Here is a 16,100-nt window from a genome sequence, read left to right on the forward strand (position 1 = left end):
TCACCTCAAACCTTATAACCATTCAAATTCCGTAATGGTACGTTCAATCTCAGGAAAGGAATCAATTAGTTTAAGGGCATTTTGAATTTCTACTTCAGCAGACACCTTATTAGAGGCAACAGTAACAATCGCTATTTTTGTCCGTTGCCATACATCTTGATAATCAATCTCTGAGACGGATACATTAAATTTCTGCTTGACCCTAGTGAGTATTCGTTGCAATACAGCTCTTTTATCCTTTAGAGAAGATGCATTATATATTATGCACTCACACTCGGCTAAGCCAATCATTATTTTCGTTCCACTTCTTCCATAATATAGGCTTCAATGATATCGCCTTCTTTAACATCATTAAAGTTTTTAATTGTAATACCACATTCGTAACCTTGGCTTACTTCTTTCGCATCATCTTTGAAACGTTTTAAATCATCAATGACACCTTCAAAAATGACAACGCCATCACGAATTAAGCGAACTCCGCTATTACGAGTAATTTTCCCGTCGGTTACGTATGAACCAGCAATGGTACCAACTTTTGAAACCTTAAAGGTTTGACGAACTTCAGCTTGACCGATCACCTTTTCAGCAAATTCTGGGTCTAACATCCCTTTCATTGCCGCTTCGATTTCTTCCATTGCCTTATAAATGATGCGGTGAAGACGAACATCAACATTCTCCGCATCGGCAGTGCGTTTGGCATTAGCATCAGGTCGTACATTAAAGCCAATTACAATGGCATTAGAAGCAGAAGCCAATGTAATATCGGATTCAGTAATAGCCCCAACGGCAGAGTGAATAATTTTTATATTCACGCCTTCTACATCAATTTTTTGTAATGACGCACTAAGTGCTTCAGCAGACCCTTGAACGTCAGCCTTAACGATGATATTTAAATCCTTCATTTCACCTTGCTTCATTTGTTCAAAGAGCGTTTCTAATGTTACACGGGATTTTTCGCCACGTTGTGCTAAAACAGCTTGTTGTGCTCGGTATTCTCCTACTTGGCGAGCTGTTTTTTCATCAACAAGAACGGCGAAGCGATCTCCAGCTTGTGGTACATCATTCAATCCAGTGATTTCCACTGGTGTTGATGGACCAGCTTCTTTTACTCTACGACCAATGTCACTGACCATTGCTCGAACACGACCGAAAGTATTACCAACTACAATTGGATCCCCAATTTTTAATGTTCCATTTTGAACTAAAAGGGTTGCAACAGAACCGCGTCCCTTATCCAATTGGGCTTCAATAACTGTTCCAACTGCATTGCGATTAGGATTCGCTTTATATTCTTCCACTTCAGCAACAAGTAGGATCATTTCTAAGAGTTGATCGATTCCTTCACCGTTTAAGGCAGAAATCGGAACAAAGATTGTGTCCCCACCCCATGCTTCTGGAACCAAATTATATTCGGTTAATTCCTGCATGACACGATCTGGGTTTGCCGATGGCTTATCCATCTTATTAATGGCAACGATGATTGGTACTTCTGCTGCTTTGGCATGGCTAATCGCCTCGACTGTTTGTGGCTTCACACCATCATCAGCTGCTACAACTAGTATGGTAATATCAGTAATCTTGGCACCACGTGCTCGCATTGTCGTAAAGGCTGCGTGTCCTGGGGTATCTAAGAAGGTGATTTTCTTACCCTTCTCAGTAACTTGGTACGCTCCAATATGTTGGGTAATTCCACCTGCTTCTCCAGCAGTGACTTTAGTATTTCGAATCGAGTCTAATAGGGTCGTTTTCCCATGGTCAACGTGTCCCATAATGGTAACTACAGGAGGACGTTCGCGAAGAATGGCACCTTCATCTTCTACAAAGTAGTTTTCTAGGTCCATTATATCGACTTTGATTTCTTCCTCAACTTCTACTCCATATTCACCAGCAATTAACTCAATCGCATCTTTATCAAGAGATTGATTAATCGTTGCCATTACGCCTAATAAGAAAAGCTTTTTAATAATTTCCGATGGTTCACGGTGTAATTTTTTCGCTAACTCCGCAACTGTCAAGGATTCACTAAAGGTAATTTTAGCTGGAAGTTCTTTTTCCTTTTTCCGCTGTGGTTGAGCCTGTGCAACTGGTTGCTGCCTTTTATTTTGGTGCTGAGGCTTTTTGTTTTTGTTATTGTTATTGTTATTGTTATTTGATTTAAACGCTTTATTTTCCTTAGACTGATATTCAGAGTCGTGTTTTTTTCCTTCTTTGTTTTTAGGAGGAGTTATTACTTTTACCTTTGTTGGATCAATATTTTTATCTTCTTCATCTATATTCACTTTTGTTTTAGGTATCTCTTTTCCCAATGTTTTCACCTGTTGTTGTGGTTTATTTTGTGACTTGTTGCCACTTTTGTGTTGATTATTCGACGCCAGTTTCTCCTGACCAATGGTAGTACTCTTAACATAAATTTTATCTAATTTCATTAAAGTCTCATCTTCAATCGTGGCCATATGATTAGAAACCTCGATATTCATACCTTTTAATTTATGAATAACATCTTTACTTGAAACATTATGTTTTTTGGCGTATTCATAAACACGTATTTTACTCATTCCTTCACCCCCGCAAAAATTAATCGAGCAACGTGACTAGTTTTTCGGCAAATCCATTATCTAATATAGCAACTACAACGCGTGCTTCCTTCCCAATTGCCTGACCTAAACTATTTCGATTATCAACTTTTTTTATCGGGACCTGGTAAAAAAGACATTTGTCATTAATCTTTTTTGTTGTATTTGCAGAAGCATCTGCTGCTAGTAAGACTAGTTTGGCTCTGCCATTACGAATTTCTTTAAGGACAAGCTCTTCACCAGATATAATTTTCCGTGCTCGATTGGCTAAACCCAATAATGACATCCACCCTGTTGATTTCATTAGGATAGTCGTTTCTCCTTCTCAATCATATCCAATAATTCTTGGTAAATGGAATCTTCTATTTTTACTTCTAGATGATTAGCCAAAATATTCTTTTTTTGAGCTAATAATACAGCTTCCTTCTCTTTCGATAGATATGCTCCTCGACCTGACTTCTTGCCAGTAAGGTCGATACTCACGATTCCTTCTTTTGAGCGAACGATGCGAACGAGTTCTTTTTTGGGTTTCATTTCCCCAGTTGCCACGCATTTTCGCATCGGAACTTTTTTCCCTTTGTTCACATACATTCACTCCTTTTAAAAATCTTCGTCCTCTTGAAAGTCATAATCATCCAAATCTTCATCATCAAATAATTTAATAGATTCAGCACGAGGATATATCCCTGCCTCACGTGCATCTGTTTCAGATTTGATGTCTATTTTCCAATTCGTTAATTTTGCGGCTAGGCGTGCATTTTGACCACGTTTCCCGATGGCTAACGATAATTGGTAATCAGGGACAACTACCGTAGTCGCTTTGTCTGCCTCATTAACAATTACATCTAACACCTTAGATGGGCTAAGAGCGTTTGCCACAAAGACAACCGGGTCTTCAGACCATTTAACGATATCAATTTTTTCACCTTTTAGTTCATTAACGATGGCTTGCACTCTGGCACCCTTAGGACCGACACACGCACCAACTGGATCGATTTCATCATTTCCTGAGAAAACAGAAATTTTTGAGCGGTCACCCGCTTCTCTTGCTACAGATTTAATTTCCACTGTACCATCATAAATTTCAGGTACTTCAATTTCAAATAAACGCTTTAAAAGGCCAGGATGAGTTCTAGACACGTATATTTGTGGGCCTTTTGTCGTTTTCTCAACCTTAGTAATAAAAACCTTAATCCGTTCATGTGGTCGATAACGTTCGTTTGGCATTTGCTCATTTACTGGAAGTAAGGCTTCAATTTTCCCTAAACTCACATAAATAAATTTGGAATCTAGCCTTTGTACAATTCCGGTCATGATATCTTCTTCACGATCGATAAATTCGGAATAGATAATACCGCGCTCTGCTTCTCTTACCCTCTGGGTAACTACTTGTTTAGCGGTTTGGGCTGCAATTCGCCCAAAATCCTTTGGCGTCACTTCTAATTCAACAACATCTTCCACCTGATAGTTTGGATTAATTCGTTGTGCATCCTCAATGGATATTTCTAATCGTGGATCATAAACTACATCAACAACTTCTTTTCTAGCAAAAACACGCATAGAACCAGTCCCAAGATTCATATCAATCCGAACATTTTGTGCTGAATTAAAGTTTCTTTTATATGCAGATACCAAGGCTGCTTCAATCGCTTCAATTAAAATATTACGAGAAATTCCTTTCTCCTTTTCTAATATCAATAGAGCATCTAATAATTCACTGCTCATGAGACTTGTATCCCCCTTTAATCTTTAAAAAATAACTGCTAGCCGTGCAGTGGCAACCTTGTCAAATGGAATTTCGACTATTTTCTTTCGTGTTTTAATTTTTATTTCTACCTTAATAATTTCGGTACTAAATTCTACCAATGTACCTTCAAAGGTTTTTTCACCGTCAATGCTTTCATATGTTTTAATAAACACATTTTTACCAATTGCGTTTTTAAAATCCTTTTCTTTTTTGAGGGGCCGCTCTGCTCCAGGTGATGATACTTCAAGAAAGTAGTTATGCGGAATAGGATCAAGAGCGTCTAATTTTTCGCTCAATTTTTCACTTATTAATCCACATTCCTCTATATCCACCCCTGAATCTTTATCGATAAAAATACGAAGGAACCAATCTTTTCCTTCTTTAACATATTCGATATCGACTAATTCAAGCCCTGCATCCGTTACAATTGGCGAAACCAAATCCGCAACTATTTCCGTAACTTTGCTCATTTTTTACCTCCTTTTGGACCCGACACCAAAAAATACATGTACACAACACGAAAGAGTGGGTTGCCCCACTCTTGATGTGTCTAGAGAGTTTATACGTAGTATTTCCAATAAAACTATAACATAACCGAAATTTTTATGCAAATATGGTGAAAGTTACTAGTAACTGACTTTAGAATAATGAAAGTTGATTTTGTTCAGGCAATGATTCTAGGCATCCATGATTATCTAAATACTCTAGGATTGTTTTAGAAACTTTACCTCGCTGTTGAAGGTCCTCTTTAGAAAGGAATTCTCCTTCTTCTCGAGCCTTTACGATATTATACGCAGCATTAGTTCCTAAACCAGGAATCGAATTGAATGGTGGAATCAACGAATCCCCTTCAATGATGAATTGATCGGCACTGGATTTATAAAGATCAACCTTTTTAAATGAGTAACCTCGTTCATTCATTTCTAAAGCTAATTCTAATACTGTTAATAAGTTTTTCTCCTTATTAGATGCATCTAACCCTTTAGCATTTATTTCCTCAATTTTGGCTCGTATCGAATGTGAGCCTTTAACCATTGCATCAATATCAAAATCTTCGGCACGTACTGTAAAATACGCAGCGTAATAAAGGAGCGCATGATGAACCTTAAAATAAGCAATCCGTACCGCCATCAGGACATAAGCAGCAGCGTGGGCCTTTGGAAACATATATTTAATCTTCTTACAGGAGTCGATGTACCATTCTGGTACGTTATTTTTGCGCATTTCTTCTTCCATTTCATCTGTAAGACCTTTCCCTTTACGAACAGACTCCATAATCTTGAAGGCAAAGGCAGGTTCTAGCCCCTGATAAATTAAATAAACCATAATATCGTCACGGCAACCAATTACTTCGCTTAATGTACAAGTTTTATTATGAATCAGCTCTTGAGCATTTCCTAACCATACATCAGTACCATGGGATAGCCCAGAAATCTGAACAAGTTCTGAGAAGGTGGTTGGTTTTGTATCTTCTAACATTTGCCTAACGAAACGGGTACCGAATTCTGGGATTCCAAGTGTACCTGTTTTACACATAATTTGTTCCTCGGTCACTCCTAATGATTCCGTTCCGCTAAAAATTTTCATCACTTCTGGATCATCTGTCGGAATCGTTTTAGGATCGATACCGCTTAAGTCCTGAAGCATTCGAATGACCGTTGGATCATCGTGACCGAGGATATCGAGTTTCAATAAGTTATCATGGATTGAATGAAAGTCAAAATGAGTTGTTTTCCATTCGGAAGTTTTATCGTCCGCAGGATATTGAATCGGTGAAAAATCATAAATATCCATGTAATCAGGAACAACAATAATTCCACCCGGATGTTGTCCTGTAGTTCTTTTTACCCCAGTACACCCTGAGGCAAGTCGGTCAATTTCTGCACCTCGTAAATGCAAATTATTTTCCTGCTGGTAGGCTTTAACATACCCAAACGCTGTTTTATCAGCCACCGTACCAATTGTTCCAGCACGGAAAACATTATCCTCCCCAAACAAAACCTTCGTATAATTATGAGCCCTAGGTTGATACTCTCCGGAAAAATTCAAATCGATATCGGGCACCTTATCTCCTTTGAAACCAAGGAAAGTTTCAAAAGGGATATCATGACCGTCTTTTTTGTAATGCTCTCCACAATTTGGACAGTCTTTGTCAGGGAGGTCAAACCCTGATCCAACCGAGCCATCATTAAAAAATTCTGAGTGTTTACAAGTTGGGCAAATATAATGTGGAGGTAATGGATTGACCTCGGTAATTTCCTGCATCGTCGCTACTAAGGAAGATCCGACTGACCCACGCGAACCGACTAAGTATCCATCATCTAGAGATTTTTTTACTAGTTTATGAGAAATTAAATAGATGACGGCAAAGCCATGGCCAATAATACTTTTTAATTCTTTTTCTAATCTAGCCTCGACAATTTCAGGTAATGGATCTCCATAAATACTTTTAGCTCGCGCATAACTCATTTGCCGAACTTCTTCGTCAGCACCTTCGATTCTTGGTGTATAAAGATCATCCTTAATCGGCTTAATAACATCGATCATATCGGCAATTTTATTGGTATTGGTAATGACAATTTCTTTTGCCTTTTCAAGTCCTAAAAAAGAAAATTCATCAAGCATCTCATTGGTAGTTCGGAAATGAACATTCGGCAATTTATGGCGATTTAGCGGGTTGGCTCCCCCTTGTGAACTCACCAAGATTTTACGGTGAATTTTATCAGTTTCATTCAAGTAATGAACGTTTCCTGTTGCAACAACGGGGATTTCAAGTTTTTCCCCTAGCTTAACAATGTTTTTAATGATATCCTCAAGGGCGCGGTTATCACGAACTAATTCCATCTCGATTAAATGAGAATAGATTGGCTTTGGCTGTACTTCCAAGTAATCATAAAAACGGGCTATTTCCTCTACTTCTTCAGGGCCTTTTTGCATCATCCCTTCGAATACTTCACCTTTATCACAGGCAGAACCAACAAGTATTCCCTCCCGATGTTTTTGCAAGACTGATCGTGGAATTCTTGGGACTCGATAAAAGTATTGTATTTGCGAGATAGATACTAGTTTAAAAAGATTTTTTAAACCGACCTCGTTTTGGGCTAATAGCGTGCAATGAAAAGGTCTTGCACGTTGATACGCGGTGCCTTGCCCCATATTATCATTTAATTGATTATGATACTCGATCCCTTTTTCTAGAGCATCCTTTAACATCTTCAATAGTAAATAGCCAGTTGCCTCCGCATCGTATATCGCACGGTGATGCTGGGTTAATTCGACATCGAATTTTTTGGCCAGTGTATTTAAACGATGATTTTTCATTTCTGGATATAAATAACGTGCCAGTTCTAGTGTATCAATGACAGGATTCTTTACTTTTTCCATTCCCAAACGTTTGTAACCAACATTTAAAAAGCCCATGTCAAATGAGGCATTATGAGCAACAAAGACGGAGTCACCAGTCCACTCATTAAATCTTTTAAGCACATCTTCAATTTCTGGTGCATTTTCCACCATATCATCGGTTATTCCGGTTAAGTTAATTGTTGTTGCCGAAAGACGATGATGCGGATTGGCAAACGATTCGAAACGATCAATAATTTCCCCTTCACGAATCTTCACCGCGGCCAATTCGATAATTTTATCGTAAACAGCTGACAGCCCTGTTGTCTCAACATCAAATACAACGTAAGTATCCGTTGCCAAAAGGCGAGGTGCATCATTATAGGCAATTGGAACACCGTCATCAATCAGATTTGCTTCTACCCCATAAAGAATTTTAATATCATTTTTTTTTCCGGCACCATATGCTTCAGGAAAGGATTGAACTACTGCATGGTCCGTTACGGCTATTGCTTTATGACCCCATTTTTTTGCTTGAGAAATTAAAGTACTAACTGATGTCACTGCATCCATCTGACTCATCGGTGTATGCAAATGAAGTTCCACACGCTTTTGATCATTCGGGGCAGTATCTAGTCTTTGCGGACCCTTAATTTCTTGGATATCATTCCCCATCATAATTAAGTCCCGGACAAATGTGTCATTTTGGATACTTCCACGAACCTTTAGCCACATTCCTTTTTTCACACGAGAGAAGATCGCTGCATCTTCTTTATCACGGGAGAACATTTTAACCATTATCGAGCTTGTATAATCAGTTATTTTAAAGGTTAATAATGTTCGACCACTTCGAAGTTCTTTTGTTTCCGCATCGAAAACAAAGCCTTCTATGACAACACGGCGTTCTTCATCGACAATTTCATTTAAACGTTTTAATTCTGAATCATCCTTAATCATTAGCCCAATTGACAGTGGACCTTCGGTTTCCGGTGAGGCAGATCCATCAGATGATTCCTTCTTTTGCATTTCGACCATCGCCATTAAAGCCTTTTCCTGATCTTCTTTTTGTTTAGCCTCGATAAATTGTTGGTACTGTTCTGTTGCCCCCTCACTATTGATTTCTGTGTCTACAACCAATTGAGGGAATCCTAATGATTGATATATTTCTGAAATCGTTTCAGAATATTTCCTTTTCAACTGTAAGCCTTCTGTTTCATTCGTTACTGAAAGAATTAGTTTTAATCCTTTAACTGTTGGGAGCTGCTCATTTAGAAGCTTTAACATTGGTGGTGAGATGCCATCCATCTCTTGAATACAGTACTTCCAATAATCAGCAATTAATTCACTTGTTACCTCGGGGCGCGCTACATGTATCCCATAAGATACTTTTACGATATGTGCAAAGGCAGTTTGTAGTTGGCTAGTAAATCTTAAATAAACATTAAAAGGTAGTATTTGATCAAAGATAAATTGAAAATGCCAGGATTGCCTTTGTTTTTCAACTAAAACCCTATCAATTTGTGCATTTTGAAAATAGGGAACATAGACATCATCTGTTAATTTCAGCTGTTGTAATAATATCTGAAAGCTCTCTTTTTTCTTAGAGGTAAGATCACTCAAAATTCCACTCTCCCCTCGTACTATTCAAAAATCGTCACGAGTATTATATCATACAAATTTCTCTACAGATGATAAACATCTTTTCACAATATTTTGCTTCTAAAAAAGATAAGTACCTACCGATTCAGGTCGATAGGTACTTAACAATTATTTAAGGAAAAACTTTTGAATATCGTTCCAAGTCACTATGAGCATTAACAACATTAATAATGCAAAGCCGATAAAATGGACAATCCCTTCTTTTTGTCTGTCAATCGGTTTACCTCTTAACGCTTCCACCCCGAAGAAAATTAATCTTCCTCCATCTAGAGCCGGGAGTGGCAACAAATTCATAATTCCTAAGTTAATGCTTAAAATGGCAGCCCACCGCATGAGGTTATAAATACCTGATTTGGCAACGGTATCCGTGGAAACATATATACCTACCGGACCTGAAAGCATGTCAATTGAAAATTGTCCGGTAATTAATTTTCCTAGTTGAATAAAAATTTCCTTTGTCCACAAATAGGTTTGTTCGAAACCATAAGTCAGGGCTCTTAGTGGAGATTTTTCCACTGGACTATATACGCCTATTATCCCAATTGACTGATTCTCCGACTTTACTGCTTTAGGAGTAACGGGAATTTCTATAGGTTTACCATTACGAACAATAGAAAAGATTAATTCTTTGTTTGGGTTTTGTCGAATCACTTCGACTACATCGGACCAGGTTGATATTTCTGCTCCATCGATTGCCTGAACTACATCCCCTTGTTTTAGGCCTGCTTCCTTAGCAGCACCATCTGGAGTTAAACTTCCTAGCTTAGGGTCATTTGCAGGAACGCCTTGTAGTAAAGCAATTACCAAAAAGATAAATATCGCTAAAATGAAATTCATCATTGGGCCAGCAAAAATAGCCATCGTTCTTTGTCCAAGTGTTTTTGCGGCAAATTGACGATTATAAGGAGCAATTTGTGTTTCAACTCCATCTTCAACTGTTACAGCAGTAGGACTAACCTGAAAAGTGGTTAATTCTTCCTTTTCATCATCCTCAGCAAAACCAGAAATTTTCAAATCATGGATTAGATCTGCATTTTCCACTTCAAGTATTCTGGCATTAGGATATTTTTCTTTATTGTTTAAAATAATTTTTTCAACAACGCCATTATTTTCAACTAACCCGATACGGTAACCTGGTTTTAATTCAACGGATTCAGGGTCCTCCCCAGCCATTCTTACATATCCACCAATCGGTAATAAACGAATGGTATAGACTGTTTCACCTTTTTTAAAGGCAAGGACTTTTGGACCCATTCCAATTGCAAATTCACGACATAAGATTCCTGCTCTTTTTGCAAACACAAAGTGACCTAATTCATGAAAAAATACTAATGCACCAAAAATAACGATAAAGGCTATGACTGTACTCAATAATACTACCACCTTTTTGAAAGTGGAGAGGAAAACTATAAAAGAGAACGAACGAACTTTCTTGTCTCCTTATCCACTTCTTGAATTATCGAAAGACTAGGGTCTGATACAACATCATGGTTTAAAAGGGCTTTTTCTATAAGCTCCTCTATTTCTAGGAATTTTATTTTCCCTTCTAAAAATCCACCAACAGCGATTTCATTTGCTGCATTTAAAACAGCAGGTAACGTGCCGCCTTTTTTTCCAGCCTCATAAGCATATGATAAACAACGGAATCGATTAAAATCCATCTCCCTAAAATGTAATGTTCCGATTTCTGCTAAATTTAGGCGTTTAGAGGTATGTAAAGGTAATCGGTCCGGATAGGTTAAGGCATATTGGATGGGGACCCGCATGTCAGGCGTGCCTAATTGAGCCATAATGCTACTATCATGAAACTCAATCATTGAGTGTATAATGCTCTCTTTATGTAATAAGACAGATATTCTTTCGTAGTCAATAGAAAATAACCAGTGCGCTTCTATGACTTCTAATCCTTTATTCATCATCGTTGCTGAATCAATCGTAATTTTTGCTCCCATCGACCAATTCGGGTGGTTTAGTGCTTCCTTCAATGTGACATGTTCAAGTTCAGATCTCGTCTTATCGCGAAAACTTCCACCAGATGCAGTTAGAATTAAACGTTCAATATTTTTGGAATATTCCCCTTGTAACGCCTGAAAAATGGCTGAATGCTCGCTATCAACAGGTAAGATTTGGACGTTATTTCTTTGCGCCGCTTCCATAACAATATGTCCTGCTGTTACTAGTGTCTCTTTATTGGCAATTGCAATGGTCTTTTTGGCTTCAATCGCTTGAAGAGTTGGAAAAAGACCAACACTTCCTAAAACAGCATTAACTAAAATACTTGATTTTTCGTAAACAGCAACTTCGGTTAACCCATCCTCACCGTAGGTAAAACGGGTATGAGGAAATTCTGCTTTTAAGGTTTCATAGCCTTCTTTTTCAAGGGTAGCAACTAATTCAGGATGATATTCAGCGATCAATTTTCTCGCCAATGAGATATTTCTTCCCACCGACATCGCCGCTAATTTAAATTCGCTTGAATGTTGGCTAATTACATCTAATGTTTGTTGACCGATCGATCCCGTTGCTCCTAATAAACTAATCCATTTCAACCATTCTCAACTCCAAAAAATTCCTAGAATAAAAGTAAAAAACTAAGTAGCGGCCAAACAAATAACAGGCTATCAAAACGATCTAATATCCCACCATGTCCTGGTAAAATATTTCCAGAGTCTTTAACATGAAAATGTCGTTTTAGACCGGATTCAACTAGATCACCAATTTGTCCAAAGATTGAAAGAATGGCTGTTATGAATAATAGTTGAAGGAAGGTTGCATCAATATTTGAAAATAAACTAAAAAGAATCCCAACTATTAACGCACAAACGACACCGCCAATTGACCCTTCCACGGTTTTATTGGGACTAATTTCTGGCCATAGCTTGCGTTTTCCGAATGACTTACCAATAAAATAAGCTCCGGAATCTGTTGCCCAAATAATAAATAAAGAATAAAAAATGTATGGGAGTCCCTCCGTTCGGGTTTCGATAAAATAATAAAATCCGATCCCAACATAGAGAGTACCCAATATAGAAAAAGCTACATCTTCAAATGTAAAGCTATTTTTAGTCAGCACAGTGTAAGTTAAAAATAATAACAGGATTAAAAAGGATAGTTCTGCTTTTGTATAGTCAAAATACATTGGTATCTTTAGAAATTCCTTTGGTAATAAAAATAGCCAAAGTAATAATAAAGAAAACAAACCAGGAATAGAAAAAAGACGAATGTTTTTCATTTTTAACAACTCATACAGTCCAACGGAAGCCATTAAATAAGTTAAAAAGATAAGTGGTTTTCCACCAATTATTACAAAAGGGAGGAAGATAGCTGCTGCTACAACTGCTGTTATGATTCTTTGTTTCATTTATGTTTCAACACCTTTATTATACTCCTCCAAATCGTCTTTGCCTGCTTTGAAAAGCTTCAATAGCATCAAGAAGATCTTCTTCTTTAAAGTCCGGCCAAAGCGTCTCGGTAAACCAAAACTCGCTATATGCCAATTGCCATAACATAAAATTACTTAAGCGTATTTCTCCACTAGTCCGGATTAACAGGTCAGGATCACTTAATTTGGAGGTCATTAAATAGGAAGAAAAAACTTCTTCTGTTAATCCATCTTTATTTATTATGCCACTTTCACAATCATCTAAGACATTTTTTACAGCATCGATAATTTCGATTCTACTACCGTAATTCAAAGCAAAATTAAGAATAAGTCCAGTATTATCCTTTGTGTCTTCCTTTGCTTTTTCTATAGCATTTAAAGTATAGGTAGGAAGTTGGCTTTTATTCCCTATCATTTTAACTTGAACATTTTCCTTGACTAGCTCTGGTAAAAAGGTTCCTAAAAATTCTTCTGGTAATTTCATTAAGTAATCGACTTCAGATTTTGGTCTTTTCCAATTTTCAGTTGAAAAAGCATATAGAGTAAGAACCTTTACGTCAAGTTCATTGGCCAACTTTGTGATTTTTCGAACGACTTTCATTCCTTCATGATGACCAGCAACTCTAGGTAATGCACGTTTCTTGGCCCATCTTCCATTTCCGTCCATAATGATTGCAATATGTGCTGGAATTTGTTGCTGCTTCGTATTCATGATTCTTTCTCGGAGAGTGGAAGAATTTGAACCTTTCTTCCATAGATTGATTTTATTTAACATATACTTAGCTCCTCCAAATAAAGTAATCTTCCTCCGATTATGAGTAGATATCTTTTTTTATCATACCAAAAAAATGAAAAGATATCTCTATAAAAAACTTATGTACAAGAATTGTAATACAGAATAAAAGAAGACGGTAAAATAATATTTATTTAAAAAATAAAAACCCCCTATATAGAGGGTTTCATATTTTACTTACACTTCAAGAATCTCTTTTTCTTTATCTTTTGTAATTTGATCGATTTTAGCAATATGCTCATCCGTTAATTTCTGAATATCGTCAGAATACCCACGTTGATCGTCTTCGGTAATATCTCCAGCCTTTTCAAGCTTTTTCAGGTCATCATTACCATCGCGACGAATATTTCGAATCGCAATTTTTGCCTCTTCACTTTCCTTTTTAACAACCTTTACTAATTCCTTACGACGTTCTTCCGTTAACTGTGGAATAGCAATACGAATTAATGAGCCATCATTTGAAGGATTTAAGCCTAAATCAGATTTAAGAATCGCCTTTTCAATTTCTCCTAAAATCGATTTATCATATGGCTGAATGACTAATAATCTTGCTTCTGGTACACTAATACCAGCAAGTTGATTTACCGGAGTTGGCGCACCATAATAATCAACAGTAATTCGGTCTAAAAGACTGGCACTTGCTCTTCCTGCACGGATACTTGCAAGTTCTCTTGTATAGGCCTGAATCGCCTTTGTCATGCGATCCTTTATACTTGCAATAACTGTTTTTGGCATAATTATTTCCCCCTCACTATCGTTCCAATTGTTTCACCCAAAATCACTCGTTTAATATTTCCTGGCTCCATAATAGAAAAGACAATTAATGGAATATTATTATCCATACATAATGAAGAAGCGGTGGTATCCATCACTTCTAGCCCTTCTTTTAAGACATCTAAGAAGGTAATCTGATCATATTTTTTTGCATTTTTATCGATGCGCGGATCAGCAGAATATACACCATCCACGTTATTTTTGGCCATTAAGATGACTTCTGCTTCAATCTCGGCAGCACGTAAAGAGGCGGTTGTATCTGTAGAGAAATAAGGATTCCCAGTTCCCGCAGCAAAAATAACTACACGTTTCTTTTCTAGATGGCGAATTGCACGACGACGGATATAAGGTTCAGCCACTTGGCGCATTTCAATTGAGGATTGAACACGTGTCTCGATTCCTAATTGTTCGAGGCTATCTTGTAGGGCCAAAGAGTTCATAACTGTCGCTAGCATGCCCATATAATCTGCATTGGCACGATCCATTCCCATTTCACTGCCAATTTTCCCACGCCATATGTTCCCGCCCCCAACTACAACGGCCACTTCGACATTCATTTCTGCAATTTCTTTTACTTGATTCGCAATAGATTTAATCACTGAAGGATTAATTCCAAAACCCACATCTCCAGCTAACGCTTCACCACTTAATTTTAATACGACACGTTTGTATTTAGGGCTACTCATAAGAACCTCCAAATATAGTTTAAAGCAAAATAAAATCTTTAAAAATAGGGAACACGTTTCTCAAGTGTTCCCTACATTTTGATGTTGTAAAAGTACTATTATTTTTTAATTTGGCTCATAACTTCTTCTGCGAAATTATCTTCGCGCTTTTCAAGTCCTTCGCCTACTGCATAACGAACAAATTCACGAACAGTAGCACCTTTTGACTGAACAAATTGACGAACCTTTTGATCAGGATTTTTAACAAATGTTTGATCTAGTAAACAAACATCTTCAAAATATTTACCTAGGCGGCCTTCAACCATTTTTGCAACGATATTTTCTGGCTTACCTTCATTTAATGCTTGAGTTGTTAATACTTGACGCTCACGTTCAACTTCTTCTTGTGATACTTCATCACGAGAAACATATAATGGGTGAAGAGCAGCTGCATGCATAGAAACATCTTTTGCAACCTCAGCATCTGTTGTTCCTTCTAATACTGTTAATACAGCAATGCGTCCGCCCATGTGTAAGTAAGCACCAAAAGCATCATTATCCGTTTTGGATAATACTGTAAAGCGACGCAGGTTAATTTTTTCACCAATTTTTGCGATAGCCGCATTAATATGGTCTGCTAATGTTGCACCATTTTCCATTGTTTGAGCAGCTGCTTCTTCTACAGTAGCAGGCTTATTTTTTAGTAAGTGTTGGGCTAATTCCTTTACAAGAATTTGGAACCCTTCGTTTTTAGCAACAAAGTCTGTTTCAGAGTTAACTTCTAAAATTACAGCATCGTTACCTTCAGTTAAGATGTAAGTTGTTCCTTCAGCAGCAATGCGGTCCGCTTTTTTCGCAGCAGAAGCAATTCCTTTTTCACGTAAGAAATCAATTGCTTTTTCCATATCACCATTTGTTTCAGTAAGTGCCTTTTTGCAATCTAGCATACCAGCACCTGTTTTTTCACGTAGTTCTTTAACCATTTGTGCAGTAACAGTCATTTAAGTATATCCTCCTTTAAAAATGCTTTTCAAAATTTTGATAAAAATTATGTAACATATCCATATTGTTTCCATTCAACACAAAGATAACCAAATGAATAGTCTCAAAAAAAGGTGATAAAGGGTGCTCCCTCTTATCACCTTTTAACTTCACACGGTAGAGT

The 16,100-nt window shown here is 37.4% G+C and carries 14 protein-coding genes; all 14 read right to left on the reverse strand.

What is annotated here, in order from left to right; translation table 11 throughout:
* Positions 1-12: 12 nt before the first annotated feature.
* Positions 13-291 (reverse strand): DUF503 domain-containing protein, encoded by a 279-nt coding sequence (locus ACX9YW_RS09515; protein WP_460345411.1) that lies wholly within the window; start codon positions 289-291, stop codon positions 13-15.
* Positions 291-2,555, reverse strand: a complete 2,265-nt coding sequence (gene infB, locus ACX9YW_RS09520) for a translation initiation factor IF-2 (RefSeq protein WP_460345414.1) — start codon at positions 2,553-2,555, stop codon at positions 291-293. The genes ACX9YW_RS09515 and infB overlap by 1 nt, the downstream gene beginning before the upstream one ends.
* A 19-nt stretch (positions 2,556-2,574) precedes the next feature.
* Complete coding sequence (locus ACX9YW_RS09525) at positions 2,575-2,877, reverse strand: YlxQ family RNA-binding protein (protein ID WP_460345417.1); 303 nt, start codon at positions 2,875-2,877, stop codon at positions 2,575-2,577.
* On the reverse strand, positions 2,877-3,158 hold the full coding sequence (gene rnpM / locus ACX9YW_RS09530) for an RNase P modulator RnpM (protein WP_460345420.1): 282 nt from the start codon (positions 3,156-3,158) through the stop codon (positions 2,877-2,879). Before rnpM ends, ACX9YW_RS09525 begins: the two co-directional genes overlap by 1 nt.
* Before the next feature lie 15 nt (positions 3,159-3,173).
* A complete protein-coding gene (gene nusA / locus ACX9YW_RS09535; RefSeq protein ID WP_460345423.1) occupies positions 3,174-4,298 on the reverse strand; it encodes a transcription termination factor NusA in 1,125 nt (374 codons plus the stop codon).
* Between the two features lie 24 nt (positions 4,299-4,322).
* On the reverse strand, positions 4,323-4,790 hold the full coding sequence (rimP, locus tag ACX9YW_RS09540) for a ribosome maturation factor RimP (RefSeq protein WP_460345426.1): 468 nt from the start codon (positions 4,788-4,790) through the stop codon (positions 4,323-4,325).
* Positions 4,791-4,959: 169 nt separating this feature from the next.
* On the reverse strand, positions 4,960-9,282 hold the full coding sequence (locus ACX9YW_RS09545; RefSeq protein WP_460345429.1) for a PolC-type DNA polymerase III: 4,323 nt from the start codon (positions 9,280-9,282) through the stop codon (positions 4,960-4,962).
* A 147-nt stretch (positions 9,283-9,429) separates the two neighbouring features.
* Positions 9,430-10,692: an RIP metalloprotease RseP gene (gene rseP / locus ACX9YW_RS09550; protein ID WP_460345432.1), complete on the reverse strand. Its 1,263-nt coding sequence runs from the start codon at positions 10,690-10,692 to the stop codon at positions 9,430-9,432.
* Between the two features lie 35 nt (positions 10,693-10,727).
* Positions 10,728-11,870: a 1-deoxy-D-xylulose-5-phosphate reductoisomerase gene (locus ACX9YW_RS09555; protein WP_460345435.1), complete on the reverse strand. Its 1,143-nt coding sequence runs from the start codon at positions 11,868-11,870 to the stop codon at positions 10,728-10,730.
* Positions 11,871-11,893: 23 nt separating this feature from the next.
* Complete coding sequence (locus ACX9YW_RS09560) at positions 11,894-12,682, reverse strand: phosphatidate cytidylyltransferase (RefSeq protein WP_460345438.1); 789 nt, start codon at positions 12,680-12,682, stop codon at positions 11,894-11,896.
* 19 nt (positions 12,683-12,701) lie between these two features.
* Positions 12,702-13,478, reverse strand: coding sequence for an undecaprenyl pyrophosphate synthase (uppS, locus tag ACX9YW_RS09565; protein ID WP_460345441.1), 777 nt, complete (start codon positions 13,476-13,478; stop codon positions 12,702-12,704).
* A gap of 195 nt (positions 13,479-13,673) precedes the next feature.
* A complete protein-coding gene (gene frr, locus ACX9YW_RS09570) occupies positions 13,674-14,231 on the reverse strand; it encodes a ribosome recycling factor (RefSeq protein ID WP_460345445.1) in 558 nt (185 codons plus the stop codon).
* Positions 14,232-14,233: 2 nt separating this feature from the next.
* A complete protein-coding gene (gene pyrH / locus ACX9YW_RS09575; RefSeq protein WP_460345448.1) occupies positions 14,234-14,956 on the reverse strand; it encodes a UMP kinase in 723 nt (240 codons plus the stop codon).
* A gap of 98 nt (positions 14,957-15,054) precedes the next feature.
* The gene (tsf, locus tag ACX9YW_RS09580; RefSeq protein ID WP_460345451.1) at positions 15,055-15,936 is read right to left on the reverse strand and encodes a translation elongation factor Ts; all 882 of its coding nucleotides are present in this window, start codon (positions 15,934-15,936) and stop codon (positions 15,055-15,057) included.
* Positions 15,937-16,100 lie beyond the last annotated feature (164 nt).

The sequence above is a fragment of the Pseudoneobacillus rhizolycopersici genome, from assembly GCF_054786815.1.